The 15,672-nt window shown below is 50.1% G+C and carries 17 protein-coding genes and 1 pseudogene; all 18 read right to left on the bottom strand.

Annotated features, from left to right (window positions below):
- Positions 1–618, bottom strand: coding sequence for a phage tail protein I (locus NC981_RS08615; RefSeq protein WP_348242450.1), 618 nt, complete (start codon positions 616–618; stop codon positions 1–3).
- Positions 619–1,506 (bottom strand): baseplate J/gp47 family protein, encoded by an 888-nt coding sequence (locus tag NC981_RS08620; RefSeq protein WP_348242451.1) that lies wholly within the window; start codon positions 1,504–1,506, stop codon positions 619–621.
- Between the two features lie 39 nt (positions 1,507–1,545).
- On the bottom strand, positions 1,546–5,463 hold the full coding sequence (locus NC981_RS08625) for a baseplate J/gp47 family protein (RefSeq protein ID WP_348242452.1): 3,918 nt from the start codon (positions 5,461–5,463) through the stop codon (positions 1,546–1,548).
- A gap of 5 nt (positions 5,464–5,468) precedes the next feature.
- Entirely contained in the window at positions 5,469–5,855 is a 387-nt protein-coding gene (locus NC981_RS08630) for a GPW/gp25 family protein (protein WP_190376960.1), read from the bottom strand.
- A gap of 2 nt (positions 5,856–5,857) precedes the next feature.
- A complete protein-coding gene (locus NC981_RS08635) occupies positions 5,858–6,181 on the bottom strand; it encodes a hypothetical protein (protein WP_348242453.1) in 324 nt (107 codons plus the stop codon).
- Complete coding sequence (locus NC981_RS08640; protein WP_348242454.1) at positions 6,181–6,870, bottom strand: phage baseplate assembly protein V; 690 nt, start codon at positions 6,868–6,870, stop codon at positions 6,181–6,183. Before NC981_RS08640 ends, NC981_RS08635 begins: the two co-directional genes overlap by 1 nt.
- On the bottom strand, positions 6,867–7,928 hold the full coding sequence (locus NC981_RS08645) for a contractile injection system protein, VgrG/Pvc8 family (RefSeq protein ID WP_348242455.1): 1,062 nt from the start codon (positions 7,926–7,928) through the stop codon (positions 6,867–6,869). The genes NC981_RS08640 and NC981_RS08645 overlap by 4 nt, the downstream gene beginning before the upstream one ends.
- Before the next feature lie 23 nt (positions 7,929–7,951).
- The gene (locus tag NC981_RS08650; RefSeq protein ID WP_190376957.1) at positions 7,952–8,635 is read right to left on the bottom strand and encodes a LysM peptidoglycan-binding domain-containing protein; all 684 of its coding nucleotides are present in this window, start codon (positions 8,633–8,635) and stop codon (positions 7,952–7,954) included.
- Positions 8,626–9,729, bottom strand: a complete 1,104-nt coding sequence (locus NC981_RS08655; protein WP_348242456.1) for a hypothetical protein — start codon at positions 9,727–9,729, stop codon at positions 8,626–8,628. Before NC981_RS08655 ends, NC981_RS08650 begins: the two co-directional genes overlap by 10 nt.
- Before the next feature lie 27 nt (positions 9,730–9,756).
- On the bottom strand, positions 9,757–10,308 hold the full coding sequence (locus NC981_RS08660) for a phage tail protein (RefSeq protein WP_348242457.1): 552 nt from the start codon (positions 10,306–10,308) through the stop codon (positions 9,757–9,759).
- Positions 10,309–10,314: 6 nt separating this feature from the next.
- Positions 10,315–10,443 carry a DUF6760 family protein gene (locus NC981_RS08665; RefSeq protein WP_347272609.1) on the bottom strand — a complete coding sequence of 43 codons (129 nt, stop codon included), beginning with the start codon at positions 10,441–10,443 and terminating at the stop codon, positions 10,315–10,317.
- A gap of 5 nt (positions 10,444–10,448) precedes the next feature.
- Complete coding sequence (locus NC981_RS08670) at positions 10,449–10,847, bottom strand: phage tail assembly protein (protein ID WP_348242458.1); 399 nt, start codon at positions 10,845–10,847, stop codon at positions 10,449–10,451.
- 15 nt (positions 10,848–10,862) lie between these two features.
- Entirely contained in the window at positions 10,863–11,315 is a 453-nt protein-coding gene (locus NC981_RS08675; protein ID WP_348242459.1) for a phage tail protein, read from the bottom strand.
- Positions 11,316–11,340: 25 nt separating this feature from the next.
- The gene (locus NC981_RS08680) at positions 11,341–12,444 is read right to left on the bottom strand and encodes a phage tail sheath subtilisin-like domain-containing protein (protein ID WP_348242460.1); all 1,104 of its coding nucleotides are present in this window, start codon (positions 12,442–12,444) and stop codon (positions 11,341–11,343) included.
- Positions 12,441–13,919 carry a phage tail sheath subtilisin-like domain-containing protein gene (locus NC981_RS08685; protein ID WP_348242461.1) on the bottom strand — a complete coding sequence of 493 codons (1,479 nt, stop codon included), beginning with the start codon at positions 13,917–13,919 and terminating at the stop codon, positions 12,441–12,443. The genes NC981_RS08680 and NC981_RS08685 overlap by 4 nt, the downstream gene beginning before the upstream one ends.
- A gap of 24 nt (positions 13,920–13,943) precedes the next feature.
- The gene (locus NC981_RS08690) at positions 13,944–14,612 is read right to left on the bottom strand and encodes a carboxypeptidase regulatory-like domain-containing protein (protein WP_348242462.1); all 669 of its coding nucleotides are present in this window, start codon (positions 14,610–14,612) and stop codon (positions 13,944–13,946) included.
- 139 nt (positions 14,613–14,751) lie between these two features.
- On the bottom strand, positions 14,752–15,333 hold the full coding sequence (locus NC981_RS08695) for a DUF4255 domain-containing protein (protein WP_348242463.1): 582 nt from the start codon (positions 15,331–15,333) through the stop codon (positions 14,752–14,754).
- Between the two features lie 179 nt (positions 15,334–15,512).
- A pseudogene (locus NC981_RS08700) lies at positions 15,513–15,667 on the bottom strand (disulfide bond formation protein DsbA); the annotation flags it as partial.
- Between the last annotated feature and the right edge of the window lie 5 nt (positions 15,668–15,672).

A 15,672-nucleotide genomic window follows, 5' to 3' on the forward strand; every position in this document is an offset into this window, starting at 1 on the left:
TTACTGCCCTAGCTGGCTGGTGCCTAAAATTGTGTTTTCGCCCACGATTAAGCCAACGCGGGGGTCATTTCTCAATTGCATAGTAGGAATGACAATTTGTAAGGCATAAAACGTGTGGGCAGGCTTCTCTTGGTCGATGATGCTGCGAGCAATTTGCTGTTTGCGGCGGAGTAACCCGCGATCGTTCGCGCTCAGGGTCATCTTGACCTGAAAATAGTGTGTTATGTGCTCAAATTCTTCGATTTCGACTTCTTCATTCGTATAGAGTTTGAGCAATTTTTCTAAGCCTGCTTTTGTTCCCCGTTGGCGATAGAGCGGCACAATCTGGCTAATAAAGCGCCGTTTGACCTCTTCCTCCCAATCTTCTCGCAACGTTAGGGCGACCCAATTTGCAAGCCAAGGGAGAAAGGCTTCTGGGGCTTGCTGGGGATCGAAATAGGTATGAATGCGATCGATCCATTCTTCTAGTCCAGGTTGTTGAGCGATCGGATCTTCCGGGTCGGGCGGAAACAGTCCACTCAAGATCCGCTCAAACGCTAGCAGAAAGCGTTGAATAAACGGATCGGTTTGGACGATCGCAGGTAAGTATTGCTCATAGCTACTGGTGCGTTCGATCATCTATGCCTCTTGGATTGTCAAGCTATTGGGAGTGAGTGCGATCGCCACAAGCTGATGCTGCTGGAGCGGAACCTCGGTCAGCGCGCGATCGTTTTGAAGCGTTACGTTAGGGACATAATCGACTCCCGGAATTTGATCAAAGAGTTGATAGGCTTCTGAAAGATAAACGCTACGACCAAACTCCCAACGCAACGGATGGAAGAACGTTTGCAGCGCTGCGATCGCTCTTTGACGCAGTGTGTCCGCCTGAATGCCCCGTTCTAGGCGTAGTTGAGCCGTGATTTGTACGGGAACGTAATCGGGCGCAATGATGTGGTGGCGAGTGGTGAGTAGGCGGCGCGGGTCGAGCCATTTCCAGAGTGCGGCTCGTAGTGCTAGGGTCGGCTGGGGCTGTAACTCCGTTTCGGGGGCATCGGGCATCACCACGATCGTGATATTTCCGGGTGCAGCGTCATGAGAAATCGCTAAATTGCGCTCTGGTAAACATTTCACTCGTCGCACAATCCCCTGTTTGCCCAATGCCTGCGCCGTGGGTGTGGTCTGCCAATCTTCTAAAATTAAGTGTTCAAAATCGTCTGCGCTAGCGGCTCGGTGGCGTTCCCGTAGCGATAAGATGGTTTCTCGAATTGCGGTTTCTAATTCGGTTGGCGGAATGGAATCTGCGCCATTTAAGAGTTTTAAGAAGGTTGCGTAATTTTTGTTGGGAATTTGATTGACGCGATAGAGCACCATTTCGGTGAGCCAAGCGAGCAATTCCATCAGAATGATTCCGGTATCGCTGGGGTTGTGATCCGTCCATTCTGGGAATTCGCTGGGGATGAGCGATCGCATCTCTGCGACAAGGTCAGCGTAGGTGCGATCGTCGAGGTTGGGGAGCGGTAGAGGCATAGAATTTTAGAGTCTGGAGTTTAGAGTTTGGAGTTTAGATTAAGGAAGAATGATTTGGTGATTGCCGGAATAGATGAGAAAGCGATCGAGCCGGTCGGCAGGTAAAGGCGTAATGGTTGGGTCATCTCCGAGAGAGGGAATGCTGACAATCCTTAAACTGGTAACGTGGTCAATCTCCGGAATGGATTCGAGCACAGCATACAAGTCAGAAGGAAACGGACGGCGACCGAAAGACCAGCCTTGCCCGCTAGAACCTCCAGTGAGAGGATGAAGAAACCGAGTCAATACAGCATTTGCAGCCGTTCTAGCAGCATCTGCAACATCTAGAGAAACCGGAACAACGGCTGCACGAACCGTGACTTCTACCCAGTCAGGCTCTGTAACTTGGAGATCGAGCGTGGGAGAGGCGCGATCGCGTAAGTATTGTTCAACCTGATTGATCAACATCAGGCTTGGAGTGGGCTGTGCTGCCGTACTTTGAGGCACAATCATCAACTCGACTTTGCCTGCATCTGTGATCTCGCGATTTGCACTACTTGCAGGCGCTTCCAACCCCTGGTTTTGCGAACCGTTGGGCGTTGTAATGGTTAGTGTCCCTTGCATATTGTTGTCGTTGTGATTCACAACAGTGATTTTCCAAGCATTGCCTAGCTCGAAGAGTTCTGGTGTGACAGTGAACGTGAGTTTGTCTCGATTCGATCGAAGGATTTGCTGAGCATAAGCATTCGATTGGGCTGGGCCGTAGAGCTTAACTTCTAAATCCAAATTAGCGGCTCGGCTGGCATCGACAGCAACGCTGGCTTGAATCTCCCCAGCTTGATCTAAGCGAATCGGATAGGAGGGAAACCATTGCAGCGTAATCGGATCAAAACGAGGTGTGATTGCTTTTGCCCGTGCCACCGCAGGAGAGGCAACCAATGCTAAATCTTCTAAGTCTTCAGCAGTCACCGCGCGATCGCGGTGGCGCAAAAATTTGGCACCCCGCGCTTTGACTCGCTCGATCGCTTCCGATGCTGCTCCGCCCCCCGCCGGTTCTAAGTTAGTGACGCGATCGACCGAAGGAATCGTTGTCTTGAGTTGCGTAATGGTTTCTACCGCTTGATTTCCTTGCGTTCCTCCGCCTGTGCGATAGTGCAATCGCAGATTATTACTCCCCGCAGGCGGAATTCTGCCCCGCTGCCCATCGCCAAACCGAATCGTGCCTGTGAGCCGATCTAAGGTGTAGTGTCGATCGGAGGCGCTAGAGCCATAGAAATCTGAGACTTCCTGCCATGGCACTGTCTCAGATTCTTCGATGACTTCGAGCGTTTGTCCCTCTAAAACTGGAGTCTGGATCGAGCGAAAACTTTGATGCGGATTGCTCGTACTGGAGCCAAGAATTTCATCGGTTCTCGTTGTGGTTTGGCTTGCCCACATTGTATTGGTGAGCAGACGACGCAAACGCGGCGGCACTCGAAAACTTCCCGTTTCCCAACGACATCGCAGCCAGTACAACGATTGCCCAAACTCCCGCCGCACGGCAAAATTATCCGGTGCAATCAACCGAATTAAGCCGCGATCGCTAAACAGTTCCGTCTCATCTTGCACGTCCAAACGCGACCAACCTGTGGGCGTTGTATATTCCCAAACGAGTTGTACCGGAGTGGCGGGACGCGGATTGTCTGTAATCTCTCCGGGCGTTGGGGGATCGACTTGGAAGTAGAGCGCGATCGTGCGATTCGGCAAGGGTCGATCGAAGCCTAAATACAATGTGGGTTGGGTATCCTCAACAGGCAGAAAAGGTTGGAAATCCCGGATTACAGAGGTGTGTAATACATGAGCATGAGTCAGCGGAGAGTCGAGGGTTACGATCTTAGTTGTAGGATCAATCTGAGTAATTTTCTTTGCTTCAGAATTGCTATCGGTGATGCGAATCTGATCGCCAACAATCCAACCCTCAACACTTTCTAGCTTCAAAGTTTTCTCGCCCAATTTGCGTTCTTGAATCAATTTTGTGGTGCGATCGATAGCAAAAGGATCAGTGAGAGTCAGACGATCGTAAACCCGAACCGCAGAAGCAGCAATTGGTGCAGCATTATATCGATATCTCAGTTTTAAGGATGCTAGAGACGGCGGCTTAAAGGTTGCATTAATCAGTTCATAGGCTGGAGGATTGCTATTCTCAATTCTTTTAGAGAAAGCAGCAGCACCGTAATCTCCCTTGATAATGCGAGCGCGAACCCAATAATTTTGTTCGCCGTTGATAGTTGTTTGAGCGATCGTTCGAGGTATCGCTAAAGTAAATTCGTTTGGATTATCAGTACCGAAAGCAGCAGGAATGTTATTTCTAGCTGTGATGATACGTTCCCAAGCTTGTCCGTTCCAGCTTTCCCAAGACAACTCGATATTATCGTTTTTAACGGTCTTACCTTCAGTCAGATCAATCGTTACCGTGATATCTGTGCCTGCTTTCGCAAAGGCATCTTGACTCGCAATATAAAAGGTGTCATTGAAGCGGGGCTGTTCCCCAAACGGATAGAAATCTTTGCTTAAGTCAATCGGTGCAGTGTTGAAAAAACAACGATCGGGCTGAATATCACTGCGCGTCATTGTCACCTGCACCTGAATCTGTTCGATGTGCAGGCGGGGGGATTGACTCGATAAGGGTGTATTAAGTTGACCTTGTAACCAACCTGCGGGAGCTTCGCTGTTGCCTCTGGCAATCGTGCCTTCCAGCGAATGCGGCTTGAGGGCAGGCAGATTCGTTAACGTAACTTGCCATTTGCCATTAATGAATTGAGAGGTTTCGGGAGTGACCTGCCAATCAGTTCCATTCCAATAAGACCAAGTGATGGCTAGATTTTTGAGTTCCTCTGCGGTCGGAGAATCGACGATCAGCGTTGCAGTTTTAGTCCCCGGAAGCGTCAATAGCTGATCGCAGGCAACATATAAACTGCGTTCGATCGTTTGTTCCCCCACAAACGCCGGAAACGCTGCATCGATTTCTCCGAGAGCAGAAGCAGTACGATCGCTATATCGATTGGGCTTAGGCTCATGCACAAACACCGCTTTTAGCTGCGCGATCGTGGCTAACAAACTATGCTCGGTCTCAAACACCACTTCCTCTGGTTCTGCGGGTGCTGCTACAGGAGTCTGAGCAGGCACCAAAACATCGGTCGTAGTTCCCTCTGCTAAATAGAACGTTAACGGGACACGAGCTGCTTGGGGTGGCAGAACTTGCGCCCCAATCAAATCGAGAAACGCGAGAAAGTTTTTCTCAGGCACCTGATTCAAGCGATCGCGCACCAACACCGCCATCCGGCTAAACAAGCGAATCATTGCCCAGCCTGCATCCGGCATAACTTTTACATTGATGCGGCTCAGGTTTTGTTGAACAATTCGTTCTGCCAAGGGCAAATCGATCCGAGTGCCCCTTAGCGCGATCGGTTGATTCCGATTGGCAGGATTAGCAATATCTTGATTGAGCACTTGTCCAAATAGCGATTTGATCGTCGGTTCGATGTCGATCGCGCCCGGTGACGATCGCACTTTCACCCAAGTTAATCCCTCAATTTGACTGATTCGTTCTGCCAAGGCTGTATCGATCGAGGTGCCGCGAGCGGCGATCAGTTCCGTTCCATCTAACACATCTTGATTCAGAATATGTCCGACCAGTGCAGAAAGGGTGGGGCGAACTTGACTGGTGCCGGGTGGATACCAACCGCCTCTAACTTTGATGTGATCGCGGTTTTCCTGTTGAGCAAGCTGACTAATTTGTTGCGCGATCGCTAACTCCAAAACAGTTCCCTGTGAAGCAATCCCCTCAATATCTTCGTCCAGGGTGCGATTCAGTAGGTTAGCGATCGTGGGTTCAATTTCACTCTGTAAATCGTGCGTGAAATACTCCGCTAACATTGCGACCTGGGCAACGATTTCGTCATAGGAACGGGAATCGATTTTCGGGGGCAACAGTGACATGGGGGCTACTCTAAATAGAACGGATAAACTAAATTAAAGCGATTGTTGGTGGTACGGACTCGGTAATGAATTTGAATCAGTAATTGACTCGACTGTTGTGGATCTGGAAACACATCGACTGCTTCTAAATCGATTCGAGGTTCCCAAGTAATCAGCGCATTGCTGACCGCGCTCATCACCTCGCCGATCGTTTCACCACTCATCGACGCAAACACGAATTCGTGAATGCCACAGCCAAAATCAGGACGCATCAATCGCTCACCCGGAGCCGTACTCAGAATCATCCAAATCGATTGGCGCACCGCAGCTTCTTCCTGCGCGAGGTCAACCTGTCCCTCCGCATTCAAACGGACTGGCGTTGTCCATCCAACTCCTAAAAAATCACCTGGCATGACTAAATTCCTTTTACTCGCAGTTGAGCAACGGCAACCGTTAAGGGCGTTCCGGTCGGCACACAGACGGAGGGACTATCTTGCAAGATTACGGGCTGTCCCATCGATTTGATTCGCATTGATCCACTTGTCCAGTTGGCAGTTGTGCAGGGGCCAACATTGGCATTGGGTGGTGGATTCGAGCAACCTGCGATCGTATAAGGACTCGTCTGCAATACGGTTGGTTGTCCGCCCAATTTCACCCGCGGATTCGGCACCGTTGGTTGAGCTTGCCCACCGTGGGCGCAGATCACGGTTGCCCCTTGTTGAACCAAATAACCTGGCATTAAGTCACCTCCAACGCACCATCGTTGATCTTTACGCCCGCCAAACATTTGATGCCAATGCTGGTGTTAGCTGCAATATCACAAGTCGCGCTTGTTTTGATTTCAATTCCTTGTTGAGCATCCACTGAAAATTTGCTGCACTCAATTGCGACATTGCCGCTATTGGTGCTTAAGCTGATATTGCCTTTCGCTTCGATCGCGACATCTTTTTCGCTTTTAATCACAATCACATTGTTCTTAGAATCGATAGAAATTTCGTTGTTGTTTGTTTTATCTTGAATGACAATCTTTTCTTCTCCTTGCGTATCATCAAACAGAATCGTATGTCCGCTGCGCGATTTGAAGAGGCGTTGATTGTTTTTGCCATCCTCATTCGTGCCAGGCGGTTTATCTTGACCATTCCACAAAGCACCCAGAACATAGGGAAACTGAGGATCGCCCTGCTCAAATGCAACTAAGACTTCATCCCCAACTTCGGGCAGCAGATACAATCCCCGTTGCTTACCTGCCATTGGAGATAAAACCCTTGCCCAATCACTTTCATCGGTATCTGAGAGCCAGGGAAACTTGACCTTAACGCGCCCCAGTTTGTCGGGGTCTTTGTTGTTCGTGACGATCGCGATCGTCACGCCATAGATGCGATCGTTCTGTGGGTTTCCATTGCCAAGCAAAACGTCCATGCCCATCATGCTGCTGTTCTCCTAACGGTAAATTCCGTGCGATATCCTGCTTCACCAGACATGGTGTGCGTCACTGCGACCACGTAATAGCGACCACTAAACCGTTTTCCCACCCCTTTAACCTCAATTACGCTGCCCGCTCGGATTTTAGGATTGCCGGTGCAGGTGCCTTCTCCGGTGATGTAATGCAGGGCGCTCTCTTCAAGTTGTCCCTGTGCCATCGCATCAGCTTCGGCTTTACTTTGCACGGGCTGATCCACAATTTGACGATCGGCAGTGCCAAATGCCCTTTGGCTAGCTCTGACACCGATTTGCGAACCTCCCATTGAGGCAATGGTGTTGTCACCCGATTGACTGACAATTGCTTGTTTCGTTTTCCAATTCCATCCGCGCACCTCAACTTGTGTCACCTGACTCAAAAGGCTCAAGCGGGGCGAAAATTCCAGCACGTCTTGCTCGAATTCTAGGGTTGTGAGTGCCAGCGTTCGATATTGCGGCGGCTGGAAATGCAGGGTTTTATCTTCGATCCAAACTTCATAGCCGATTCGCTGCGATCGCGTCTGCAAAAATGCCAAATCGCTCACATTATTCTGCAACACATAATCCAAGCTCACCTTAGTATCCGTGACCTTTGCCAGTAATCCATTCTGGCTCGCAATCTGTTGAGCAATTTGGCTATCTTTCAACTTGATATACGTATTCGTATGCGTTCCCCGCAGTAACCGATGACGGCGATCGTGCCCCCGCACAGTAACAGTCGATCCCTGTTCTTGCGAAAACTCTGGCTCCAGCCCCGTAATTTCTCCTACTATGACTGTTTCCAGAGTGTTACCGTAGCCCAACGAGATCGCGATCTCATTGCCCGGACTTAACCGTGAATCATCTACCCAATTCAATTTATCGTTGATCTCATCGTAAGTATTTAAGGTCATCGCAATCATACTCGGCGCTTCCAAATCTTCCGTGACCGTAATGCTCTCGACATCTTCTGCCAACTTAAGCATTGGAGCATTGTTGATCGAAATCGCATAGTTAGGAATTTGACTTGTCAGTACCGTGCTAAACATCGCAAATCTTCCCCGCTAATCACTTACAAATCGGTCGGTCGAGGCGGAACAGTCAAGCGTTGTCCCGGAACAATCTGCCGGGGATTATCCAGTTGATTTGCCGTTGCAATAATCCGCCAAAGCGCCGGATCGCCAAATTCTTCTGCAGCAATGCTACTTAAGGTTTCTCCCCGCTTCACCACTCGAATTGGATCATCGATCGGATTGCGGACTTTGAGCAGGAACGACTGATCCAGCACTTCCTCGAAGTTGCAATTCATCGTGGCGCGTACCGGAGTGCCATCTTCCAGGAAATGCGTCAGCGTTTTGGTGACAGATTTGAGAAAGCAGCGCTCTAGCAAGACATTCCCATAGCCCCAGCGCAATTTGCAAAATGGGGGCTTTTCTTTGCCCGCTTTGCGCGTTAGGTCATAAATCGGCTGAGTATAGATGCGGACATCTTCTGGGCGCAGTGTTGAAATGAGTTTGTTCGAGACGATCGAGGGCAAATTATCTGCGGCTAAGTTGCTGAGAAAGGAGTTCGATCGCAGCAAAGTTGTATCAAAAAAGAGCATCAGCGAGATGCTGGTTGGTTGATCGCGCCCGAAGAACTTGCCATTCCATTGGCTCCAGCCGCTGCGAGTCACTTGAATTTGCTGGGGATTGAACAGAGCTTTGATCGGCTTGGGTTTGCCCTCGATTAAGATAGTGAGTTTTTCTAGCGCCATCGGGTTTGTCCTCTGCGTTCACTTTCTACAACGAGGCGACGAAGAATTTTGCGTTCGACTTGGGTGGTGAGGGTATCGAGGTTAATGGGAGGTGGGGGAGGGGGAGAGGAAAAGGTGTCGGTCAAGGAGGGGGAGGAAGGGAATTCGCTGAATTGAGCAAGCTCTGGAGGAGTTCTGGAAGAGGATTGAGGGGAAGGAGTGGCTAGGTTGGGTTGGGCGAAGACGATCGGGAGCGTAGTTGCGGTTTCGTTGAGGTGAGTGCGGGTTTGCCAAGTTGCGGCCGGGGGAGCGGCTTCGGTTCCGGTGCGGACTGTAATGATAGGCGGGGAGGTAGAAGCGGGAGGATCAGATGTTTTTGGGCGGGTGGGTGTGACTTGAGGTAGGGGTTTTTGCCCTAAATCTCGCAATTCTGGGGGGCTTTGAAGTGTGGGGGTTCCTAAAATTTGTGGATGAACTGTGAGTATTGGATTGGGGCGATCGCTCTGAAATGGTTTGGAAATGTTTTGTGCATAGACGATCGGTGGAGTCTGCGAACTCAGGCTAGGCGATCGCGGTGGACTGGGAGATGCGATCGCATCCGCAGATTCTGTTCGCAGCAAGAACTCTGGTTCTCGCCTCAATTCCCCAACGCTCAGATTCGTTGCATTAGAGGTGTAGTTATTCAAGGGTTCTTGCCTCGATTCTCTAATGCTTAGATTTGTTGCATTGGAGGTGTAGTTATTCAAGTGTTCCTGCTTCGATCCTTCAATGCTTAGATTCATTGCATTAGAGGTGTAGTCATTCAAGGTCGAACTTGAAATCAGAGTTGCTTGAACGATCGTCAGGGGTTCACTAGCAGTTTCTATATGCGAATGCACAACCTGAACAGAACTAGACGGCTGAGCATAGACAATCGGAATTTGCTCCGGCTGAAATACGCCAGCTTGTCGCTCTGCAAACTGAACTAACAACGGTAAATGATTCGTCATCCGCTCAGTTCTAGCCAGAATCGAATCGCCCAACTGGGAACCGATCGCGCCCGGTTGCACCAAGGGACGCATCAATCGCCTCACTAAACTAGAATCTACTGCCGATTGCCAAGCCTGTTCCGTCATGCTGCACCTCCTAGAACGGTAGTTTGTCTAGATTTGCTGCGTTCCCGTAAAGCCTGCGGCTCCCGCGATCGTCCGTGCCACCGAGAGCGCTTTCGAGGCAGCAGGCTTCGTGATCCCGTGATGCACTAATTCCAATCGCTCGATCGCATAGCTAGACCCATCGATCGCACTTAACTGCGGCCCTGTCCAACGAATTGGATAAGCATCCTTAAAGTTCCACCACATTACCGGCAGCAACTGTCGATCGAGCAACATAATCGTGCCATTTTTGCGGCGAACTTGACCATGCGCTGCATCGTCATACCAATTCCATAGCGCATTAGAGTCACTCAAGCCTCGACTCAATACCAAGTTGGAATATTGAATTCGAGTCGGAAAGTGATGCGTATACTCATTCACGCCACCTTCTTGGTATTCCTCGGTTTGGAGTTGGCTTTCTAGTCCAGAAACTTCCGTGAACCCTCCAGTGAGTAGCCCTTCAATTTCGACTAGAAAGTTATAGTTCATGTAAGGCTCACGACGACTGCCCCGGAGGGTTGCGCCCGCAGAAAAAACAGCGTTTATTGGCAGAATTGGCATGGTGTTTTATGCAAGTCGGGAGGATGAATCATTCAAGGTTTGATTGATACGGGAAAGTTCTGCCACCCATTGTTGGCGTTCTCGATGCTCCATTCCCATGATCTGTTCATAAGACCAGTGAAAATGGTAGGACAGGTAAGCTACCTCCTCGCGTAGTCGGTCTGAGGGGTAGCAGGTGACTCCCCCACGGGAATGGGTTCTACCTCGAATTCTCCAGAACAATGAGGACAGGCGACGTGTAGACGGCTGTGACCGTTTTGGTTAATCCGTTGGTAGAAGTCCTGGAGATAGATGAGATCGGCGGAGTAGAGTCCTTCGATCAGTTTGGGGTTGAGTTGTTCGAGGCTGCCGAGTCGGGTGATCACCCGCGACAGCAGAATCAGAACTAGATAGCCTGGGTTTGCCTGAACCCGCGGATCACGCAGGGGAGCGATTTCATCGTAGGCAGTGGAGAGCCGCATGATGCCGTCGCGATGGGTATTGCCCTCGGCATCGACATAGCCAAGGGGAAGGGTAAAGGGAAATTCGGTAGAAGTCATGGGTTTCGTTAAAAGTTAAGTCCATTTATCAACACTGATGCCTTCATGGGCGAGTTCCAGGGTTTCGATCGCAGCCCCATCCGTTGCTGCATCCATGTCCGGAGCGGTCCAAGTGACAGGCAAACAGTTGCTCAGATTCCAGCGAATCTTTTCGGTTCCAGTTTGGTCGAGCAAAACGATCGACACTTCGCGACGATCGACGTTCCCTTTCATCACATTTTCACGCCACCTCCATAGCTCCGCATTGTTCGTAATGCCACGTTGCAGTGTAATGTTGCCGTAGGTGTTTAATCCGGGAAGTTTGCGCGTTGTGGGTGGATCGGTGCCTTCGCGATACTCCCCCATATTTTGCGATGTCGTGAGTCCGGTACATTGGCGAAATCCAGCGTGTAGAATGCCGTTCCACTCCACGTAAAAGTTATAACTCTGATAAGGATCAGGTTTATGGGGCGGTTTAATACTGGGCATACAAAGACCTCAATAGAATAGAAAACTAAAATGCGAATGCAACACCTGCATTGCCATGAATCAAACGAACCACAATGAACTCCGCCGGACTCGCCGGAGCTAGTCCGATTTCGGTAATCACTGTGCCTGCGTCTCGCACTTCAGGAGGATTCGTTTCCGCGTCACACTTGACATAAAACGCTTCTGCGGGTGTACTACCCTGAAGCGCCCCTTGACGAAATAACGCTTCACAAAAGGCAGTTAACTCGCGCTCAATCCTGACCCAAAGCCGGAATTCATTTGGCTCAAACGCCACATCTGCAAACGTGCGATCGCACCATCGCGCTAACGTCACAAACAATCGCCGCATATTGATATAGCGCCAATTCGCATCCGGACTCAGCGTCCGCCCGCCCCAGATCCGAATGCCCCGTCCGGGCAGCGATCGCAAGCAATTAATCCCCAATGGATTCAGGCGCGCTTGATCGGCATCCGATACCGCTACACTCAGATCGACGACTTCTTCAAGCCGAATATTTGCTGGCGTTTGACCAACTCCTAGATCGCGATCGCGCTGAGCATAGATGCCCGCAATGTGACCACAAGGGGGAATCATTCGACTGCTCACCTGCACCCACGGAAAATACAACGCGCCAAAGGCAGCGCATTCGGAGCTAGAGAGTCGCGTCTGTTGCACCAGAACTTGAGTCGGCAAGGCATCTAGAATTGCAAAGCGATCGTTCAATGCCTGACAATGCTCTAGAAGCTGAGTCTGCATTCGGAGAACCGTCTCAACATCGAAGCGAACCAGATCGGGAACACAAATCAGATCGAGGGCATTGATAGTGGCTAATGCTTCCAATGCCTGTTCTAATGCAGCTTCGATCTCTAGAGTGTCGTTCAAGCGAATGACATAAGCAATGTGTCCGCCATTGCTAAAAAAGCCTTGCACTGCATCTGAGAGATATCCCTCTGAAGCTGGTTCACCAAACCGTGCACTAAATTGAGTCCACAAGGTTAGGCGCTCTGGCTGATTGATTGTTCCTTGGCTCGCAAACCCAATGAATGCAGGGACACCCGTTAAAAACTCTGGAATTGGTTTGGGAAATAGATCTTCGCGGTAGATGCCTGGGATCAGATAACTCGTCACGATCCTTGCTCCCCACTCGATTGACTCAGCTTGAAGATCACAAATTCCGCAGGCTTAACCACGGCAACGCCAATCTCCGTCACCACTTGACCTGCATCGCGAATTTCCGGGGGATTCGTTTCCTCATCGCATTTGACATAAAACGCCTGTTCCGGCGTATTGCCAAACAGCGCCCCTTCTTGCCAAGCAATCAACAAAAACGCATTGATATTGCGACGAATCTTAGCCCAGAGATCGGGCGCATTCGGTTCAAAGACTGCCCATTGCGTACCTTCGTCGATCGATTCCCTCAGGTAGTTAAACAGCCGACGAATGTTAATGTACTTAAATTCTGTATTTCCGTCGCCGCCGAGCGTCCGGGCACCCCAAATGCGGATATTACCATTCAGACTCCGAATGCAGTTGATGCCCTGTGGATTGAGCTTGTCCTGCTTACTGCGGCTGATGTCATACTTCAACCCCACTGCACCTAACACGGTTTCATTGGCGGGCGCTTTAAACACACCCCGTTCGGCATCTACCCGCGCGTACACACCCGCTATATGACCACTGGGCGGCGCGTAAATCGTCTGACGACTCGCGGGGTCAAACACTTGAATCCAAGGAAAATACAACGCGGCATAGTCCGAGTTATCCGGAATTACTTTCTGTTGATTGTCGGGTTTGAGTAAGCCGAGATCAAGGCTGCCATTGGTTTCGACTTCTAATGGCGCATCAAAAATTGCAACTCGATCGCCCAAACCCTCACAGTGCGCCGCAATACTCGTCAGCACTGTTCTACTGGTGATTCCTGGCGCTGCCACGATCGCAATGTCATCGATCGCTTCAAACTGTTCTAGGGCTTGGTCAATCTCGCCCTCTTGATTCATCCACACCACATAACAACTGGTGCCGCCATTTCGGAAAAATCCAAACACCCCATGAGCCAGCAAATTCTGCCCTGCATTGTCCGAGAAATCACCAAAGAATTTTTTGAACTCTGAAAAGTTTGTACAGAGCTTAACTTGATTCGCCGTTGCAAGCGTTGAAGATACAGGTGTCGCTACCGTTGCAGCAGGGGCAGGAGTTGCAGTTTCTTTGAGTTGAAAAAAGCCCGTAATTTCAGCCTTGTTATCCGGAGCATCTCCAGTAAATGTAAGGGTTGCCTTCCCATCTTGCAGGGTCAGTTGCACATCTTGGCGTTCAGTAGTACCTACAAAAAATCCAAACGTTCCCGCAGTTGTCACTACTTCTGCGCCTTCAGACTGCGGCAAATCAAAGCTTTTTTTCCGACCTGTTCCCGTTCCAACGGCAGTCGGTTGTTCGCGTGATCCAATAGATCGAGTCGTTACTGTAGGCACTGCCGGGGTGGGCGCACTGGCAGCCCCAAATACCCCAATAAATCCCGCCGTACTGGTTCCGACTCCTGCGATCGGCGCTGATCCAGACGGCACTTCCTTAACATACACACCCGGAGATTGGTAGGCTGAAACCATAGTCGCTCCCTAGTCTTTAGTCGATTACTTGCGCGTCAAAGTCAGATCCAACGATTTCATTTCGCCCACGCTCAACCAAACGCCTGACGTGGCGCTCTGATACCCTTGAGCCGAAACCGTTACCAATGGTCTAGCAGACTGAGAAGCGCGATCGCGCCGCCACACTTCTAGTCCAGTCAATCCATAATCGCCATTGCGATCGCTAAACACCGCTACAGCATTGCCCTCAATTTGCACTTTCGCCATCGCCACCGGTTTTTGCTCCGAATCTAGGATTCGTCCTTTAATTCCCGTGGGTGGCAAGCTGAGATTGGCGATCGCAGCTTCGCCCGTCACGTTGAGATTCTCGACTTGACGCGTGCCATAGCGAGTCCCCAGATGCGGCAAAGCGACTTGCAAACTGTAGATTCCATCGGGCAGATCGATGAAATAGTAGTGACCGTCCAATGCGGTGTAGGTCACTAGAAACAAAGCATCCTGTTCCCGCACTAACGTCAAAGTTGGATTCAGTTGAATCCGCCCGTCTCGGTTGAGCGCATGCTCAAACGGCAAGGCTTTGAGCGCCAGCCAAGGGTTGAAAGCAGTTGACACTTGCCCAAGTTTGACCTCAGCACCTGAAATCAGCTCGCCTGTTTCAGCATCACTGACGATGCCCGCGATCGCAACTTGATGTTGGGTTGATTGCAACTTCATCCATGCTGCCACTTTAGAACCTCGCTTTCGGGACAATGTAGCCTTTGTTCTTTTGGTCTAGGGTCAATTCTGAAGTAGCGAATTCGCTTTAGCCATAACTAATAGGATTTCTTCAGCTTTGATGTTGCAATCTTGCAATTCAAATTTGCGTACTCATGACTAAAGGCACAGATTGTTCAGCTTCATCCTCAACCGGAAGCGCGAGCGTCACGGTATAGTTCATGGCTGGTTTGGGTCTGCCGCCCATTGCCTGCCAGAATTCTCCTAAGCTTTGTAATTGGGGTGGGCGCAGTGTCAGCGCTCTAGGAACGGGGTCTTGATCGCTCAAACTTCCCTGAAGCACTGCTTTGGGAATGGTAGGGTGACGTAGCAGGGCTTTCATTACTTCCCCCAATAAGCGGTGTTCGGTCTGAAAATCTGCTGGGTCTTTTGCCCAAACTGTTACTAAATAAGAGCAATCGATCCGCACGGGAGGACGCCGCCGAGTCGCGCTCCCATTGCCGTGGCGCTGCACCGTCCATTCAGTGTTTCGCAACTCCAAATTTTCTCGCACATCGTAAAGAAAAAGATCGATCGCAGGTAGACTGATTTTCTTTGTGAACTCTTGATCGGGTGTAGCAAAACTAATCGTCACGGGTGTCCGTGCTTCCGAACCCACCAAGCTAGGAGGTAATTCTCGTTTGAGCAGTTCTTCTAGGGTGCTGTCTAAGTCATTGAGCATTGCAGCAGCTATCCTAATCGGTTAAAGTAACTCTCAACTAGTAGCCCAGGTTTCCAAAAATACACCCTTCGTCATAACAATTCTTCAAGGTTAGGATGTGATAGACGAACGAGACCCGTTTGTATGGCTTTAAGCGCTCACTCCGAAACGTTCATTAATAAATTAGTCTAAAAAATTAACTAACACCAGGATTGTTCAGTGAGAGATTGTGCAACAATTCGCAGATATTGGCTTCGATCACGTGGTAGCCCACATTTCCATTCAGTCTTTGCCGTCCTTTGTTAAAAATCAAGGTAGGACTCACAGAAACCGTGTGTTCTTCCACCAATCAGAACATCG

Source organism: Leptolyngbya sp. DQ-M1 (assembly GCF_039962505.1).
Taxonomy (GTDB): domain Bacteria; phylum Cyanobacteriota; class Cyanobacteriia; order Leptolyngbyales; family Leptolyngbyaceae; genus Leptolyngbya.

Bases quoted from the DNA above. Each gene is read 5' to 3' on its own strand.
- NC981_RS08625 (WP_348242452.1), bottom strand. From the start codon at position 5,463: ATGTCACTGTTGCCCCCGAAAATCGATTCCCGTTCCTATGACGAAATC.
- NC981_RS08660 (WP_348242457.1), bottom strand. From the start codon at position 10,308: ATGCCAATTCTGCCAATAAACGCTGTTTTTTCTGCGGGCGCAACCCTC.
- NC981_RS08615 (WP_348242450.1), bottom strand. From the start codon at position 618: ATGATCGAACGCACCAGTAGCTATGAGCAATACTTACCTGCGATCGTC.
- NC981_RS08620 (WP_348242451.1), bottom strand. From the start codon at position 1,506: ATGCCTCTACCGCTCCCCAACCTCGACGATCGCACCTACGCTGACCTT.
- NC981_RS08640 (WP_348242454.1), bottom strand. From the start codon at position 6,870: ATGATGGGCATGGACGTTTTGCTTGGCAATGGAAACCCACAGAACGAT.
- NC981_RS08690 (WP_348242462.1), bottom strand. From the start codon at position 14,612: ATGAAGTTGCAATCAACCCAACATCAAGTTGCGATCGCGGGCATCGTC.
- NC981_RS08695 (WP_348242463.1), bottom strand. From the start codon at position 15,333: ATGCTCAATGACTTAGACAGCACCCTAGAAGAACTGCTCAAACGAGAA.
- NC981_RS08650 (WP_190376957.1), bottom strand. From the start codon at position 8,635: ATGGCGCTAGAAAAACTCACTATCTTAATCGAGGGCAAACCCAAGCCG.
- NC981_RS08685 (WP_348242461.1), bottom strand. From the start codon at position 13,919: ATGGTTTCAGCCTACCAATCTCCGGGTGTGTATGTTAAGGAAGTGCCG.
- NC981_RS08670 (WP_348242458.1), bottom strand. From the start codon at position 10,847: ATGACTTCTACCGAATTTCCCTTTACCCTTCCCCTTGGCTATGTCGAT.
- NC981_RS08635 (WP_348242453.1), bottom strand. From the start codon at position 6,181: ATGCCAGGTTATTTGGTTCAACAAGGGGCAACCGTGATCTGCGCCCAC.
- NC981_RS08655 (WP_348242456.1), bottom strand. From the start codon at position 9,729: ATGACGGAACAGGCTTGGCAATCGGCAGTAGATTCTAGTTTAGTGAGG.
- NC981_RS08630 (WP_190376960.1), bottom strand. From the start codon at position 5,855: ATGCCAGGTGATTTTTTAGGAGTTGGATGGACAACGCCAGTCCGTTTG.
- NC981_RS08645 (WP_348242455.1), bottom strand. From the start codon at position 7,928: ATGTTTAGCACGGTACTGACAAGTCAAATTCCTAACTATGCGATTTCG.
- NC981_RS08675 (WP_348242459.1), bottom strand. From the start codon at position 11,315: ATGCCCAGTATTAAACCGCCCCATAAACCTGATCCTTATCAGAGTTAT.